The sequence below is a fragment of the Arthrobacter sp. B0316-1-20 genome (assembly GCF_059091865.1).
On record NZ_JBNHHC010000177.1, the window covers coordinates 1 to 3690 of the forward strand.

General features: G+C 68.0%; 3 protein-coding genes and 1 pseudogene. 3 read left to right on the forward strand and 1 reads right to left on the reverse strand.

The genetic code is table 11. The annotated features are described in order from the left end of the window. Positions 1 to 850, forward strand: an 850-nt coding sequence (locus AC5RW2_RS41310) for a TIGR03885 family FMN-dependent LLM class oxidoreductase (RefSeq protein ID WP_494075312.1), incomplete at its 5' end; no start/stop codon positions are given. 53 nt (positions 851 to 903) lie between these two features. Next, positions 904 to 1065: a hypothetical protein gene (locus tag AC5RW2_RS41315; RefSeq protein WP_494029737.1), complete on the forward strand. Its 162-nt coding sequence runs from the start codon at positions 904 to 906 to the stop codon at positions 1063 to 1065. On the opposite strand, the gene AC5RW2_RS41320 is transcribed toward AC5RW2_RS41315, so the two are convergent. Next, positions 1062 to 2543, reverse strand: coding sequence for a DUF4389 domain-containing protein (locus AC5RW2_RS41320; RefSeq protein WP_494029738.1), 1482 nt, complete (start codon positions 2541 to 2543; stop codon positions 1062 to 1064). The two genes, AC5RW2_RS41315 and AC5RW2_RS41320, sit on opposite strands and share 4 nt — an antisense overlap. A gap of 141 nt (positions 2544 to 2684) precedes the next feature. Between AC5RW2_RS41320 and AC5RW2_RS41325 the strand changes: the two are divergent. Further along, a pseudogene (locus tag AC5RW2_RS41325) lies at positions 2685 to 3690 on the forward strand (alpha-amylase family glycosyl hydrolase); the annotation flags it as partial.

Sequence of the window (3690 nt, forward strand, 5' to 3'; positions counted from 1 at the left end):
GGACCACTTCGAGCCCTGGTCGCAGCGGCAGGGCCATTCCGGTTTTGCCTGGGCCTGGCTGGGAGCCGCGCTGGCCACCACCAAGCTGCCTTTCGGCGTCGTCAATGCTCCCGGCCAGCGCTACCACCCGGCGATCATCGCCCAGGCCGCAGGCACCCTTTCCTCCATGTTTCCCGACCGGTTCTGGCTGGCCGTCGGCAGCGGCGAAAATTTGAATGAGCACATCACGGGGGATCCGTGGCCGGACAAGGAGGACCGCCAGCTCCGGCTGGAGGAATCCGTGGACATTATCCGCAGGTTGCTCGACGGCGAGGAGGTCAGCCACCGCGGCAGAGTCACCGTGTACGGCGCGCGCCTGTGGGACGTGCCGGACACCAAACCTCCGCTGATAGCGCCGGCCCTCAGTGTTGAAACCGCCGCGCGCTCCGCCAACTGGGCGGACGGCCTGATTACGGTCAACCAGCCGCAAGAGCATCTTCGGGACATGCTCGATGCCTATCGCGGGAACGGCGGACGCGGCAAGGCTATCCTGCAGATCCACCTCTCCTGGGCGCCCACGAACACCGAGGCGATGGCGATCGCACATGACCAGTGGCGGACCAATGTTTTCCCGCCGCCCGTGTCCTCGGACCTTCCCACCGTGGCTCATTTCGACGCCGCCGGACAGCATGTGGGCCCGGAACAGGTGCGGGAGGCAACCTTGGTCTCGCATGACCTCACGCGGCACGCGCACTGGCTGCACGAATACCTCAACCTGGGCTTCGACGAGCTTTACCTGCACTTCGTCGGGCAGGAGCAGAAGCCGTTCATCGAGGCCTTCGCGGAAAAGGTGCTGCCGGAGTTCCGCTGACCTGCGACGCGCTAGGCTTGTCAGGCAGGACCGCAAAGCGGAAGGAAGATGCCGTGGCAGCCAAGGACAACGGAACCGGGAAACGCCGGGCGGCGGACAGCAAGGTGCGCAGCCGGAACAGGTACGCGGCCTTTGCGCTCCGCAGCCGGCGCTGGGTCCTGATCGGACTGGTCTTGGCGGCCGCCGTCGCGGGTCTGGTCAGCCAGCTCCGCTAGGCCTGCGCCTTCCTCCGGTTAACGGCCACGCAGATCACGACGACGGCGGCGGCGCCCAACACCAGCGCGACCCCGCCGGCCACCAACAGCACGACGCCCAGGACCGGCAGCCACGGCAGCAGCACGCCGACGTCGCCGGTGACCGTCACCCCGGGTGAGGCATCCGCGTTCATCACCACCAGCGCCCAGTCGCCGCTGGCCGGCGTCCACTGCAGCTGCTGTGTTCCGGTGCCGCTGGTCCGGCTGTCCCAGAACGTCTCCGTGGCCGGCGGGCCGGGCGCTCGGGAGCCCGGCAGTTCCTGGACATCCGTGCCGTCTCCTGAAGTGTCAACAACCCGCGCCCGGGCCACATCATCCAGGTACGCCGTGACCTCGTCCCGGGGCGCCAGGCCGACGAACAGCTCCTGCTGAGGATCCGCTGCCGAAACACGCAGCCGGAGCTGCCCGACAAGACCGGTGAGGCTGTCATCCCGGCCATTCGTCTGGATCCGGATCTCGTCGAACACAATCGCGTGTCCCGCTGACGAAACGGAGACCCTGTCGGATGTCAGGAAGCCACCCTGGCGCTGGCTGCTGTCCACGGCGAGCGCGCCGGCGCCGGCACCTGCAGCGGCCAGCCCGCCCAGGGCCAGCAGGACGGAGAGCACCAGCGCGGCCACCCAGCCTGGCGTCCACGGCCCGGTAGCCGCCGGCGGTGCGGCACCCGGAGGCGTACCGCCGTCGTACCTGGCAGGTTCCTCCGGACCCTGGTCGAGGCGGAACGGCGGGTACCGGTCGGTCATCAGCGCCGCGTATCCGGCCACGCGCAGCGCCCAGCGGTGCAGTCCCAACAGGAAGTCATAGATGCCTTTCGGATAGACAGCGGTGAACAGCAACCAGACCGCCGCGATCAGGACCAGCGCTCCGACCAGCGAGAGGCCGCCGCGGACGCCCGTCCAGCCATCGCCCAGCCAGCCATCACCCGTCCAGTCGCTGCCCACGCCGGTGCCGCCCATCCAGTCGCCGCGGTTCCACGCCCCCGCTGCCCAGGCTCCGGTGGCGTAGACGGCGCCGAGGACCAGATAGTGCGGAATGGCCAGCAGCCACCACTTGACCAGCACCAGCCCGCGCGAGATCCGCTCCGGATAGTCGACGTCGAAATGCGCGGGATAGTCCGGGACCTCGGCCAGAGTGAAGGGCGGGTACCGGTCGGTGCCCAGCACGCCGTAAGAGTAGTACGCCACCCGCCAGTGCCAGCGCAGCACGCCCACACTGAAGTCGAACAGCGGCCGCGGATAGTGCGCCGTGAAGAGGATGGCGAAGAAGGCGATGACCGTGACAACGGCGAACCCCAGCCACAGGAGCAGCAGCACCACCAGGTGCGGAATCACCAGCAGCCATTTCACCAGCCACAGCCACTGGTTGGGACCGGGTGCCGGGGACGCCACCACCCGCACGGGATAAGTACCGGCGGGATAGTTGTCAGCGGGACAATTCACGGCCATATGGTCACCTCGAACGGGCTGGGTGCTTTCACGATATCGCCGCCCAGGAGTGACGGGCAACGCGGCAGGCCGCGCGCCGCCCTCGGACGTTCCCACCCTTGCCCGCCCCGCCGCCGGCGTGCTAGACACGGGGGCATGCGGCTCACGGACACCTCGGACCTGTGGTGGAAGAACGCGGTCGTCTATTGCCTGCATGTGGAGACCTTCTTCGATTCCGACGGCGACGGCATCGGGGGACATCACCGGGCTGGCCGAGCGCGTGGACTATCTGGCGGACCTGGGCGTCACCTGCCTCTGGCTGATGCCCTTCTATCCGACGTGGTCTTCCCGGACCAGGAGGACTCCATCTGGACCCTCGATGAGAAAACCGGGGAGTGGTACCTGCACCACTTCTACAGCACCAGTCGGACCTGAACGTCGCCAACCCGAAGGTGCAGGACGAGGTCGCCAAGGCCATGGACTACTGGCTGCAGGTGGGTCTGGACGGCTTCCGCGCGGACGCGGTCCCGTATTTCCTGGCCACCACCGGCCAGGACGGCACCGCGCTGGAGGAATTCGCCGACCCGCACGCCTACCTGCGCGCGCTGCGCAGCTTCCTGGGCCGCCGCAAGGCGACGCGATCCTGCTGGGTGAGGTGAACCTGCCGTTCAAGGAACAGGTGAAATTCTTCGGCGGCAAGGACAGCGACGAACTCACCATGATGTTCGATTTCATCGCCATGCAGAACCTTTACCTCTCCCTGGCCAGGTCCGACGCCGGCCCCCTCGCCAAGGCGCTGACCGGCCGCCCGACGCTGGACACGTCGTCCCAGCGGGCCACGTTCGTGCGCAATCACGACGAACTCACACCGGACAAGCTCACCGAGGACGAACGCCGGGAGGTCTTCGCCGCGTTCGGCCAGGTCTTCGGCCGCGGCCTCAAGCGCTGCCTGCCGCCCATGCTCGACGGCGACCCCCGCCGCATCCGGATGGTCTACTCGCTGCTGTTCTCGCTGCCGGCACTCCGGTGCTCTACTACGGCGAGGAGATCGGCATGGGCGAGGACCTCGAGGCCGACGGCAGGATGGCGGTCCGGACCCCGATGCAGTGGACCGGCGAGGAGAACGGCGGCTTCTCCACCGCCGGCGCGCGACACTTGGTCT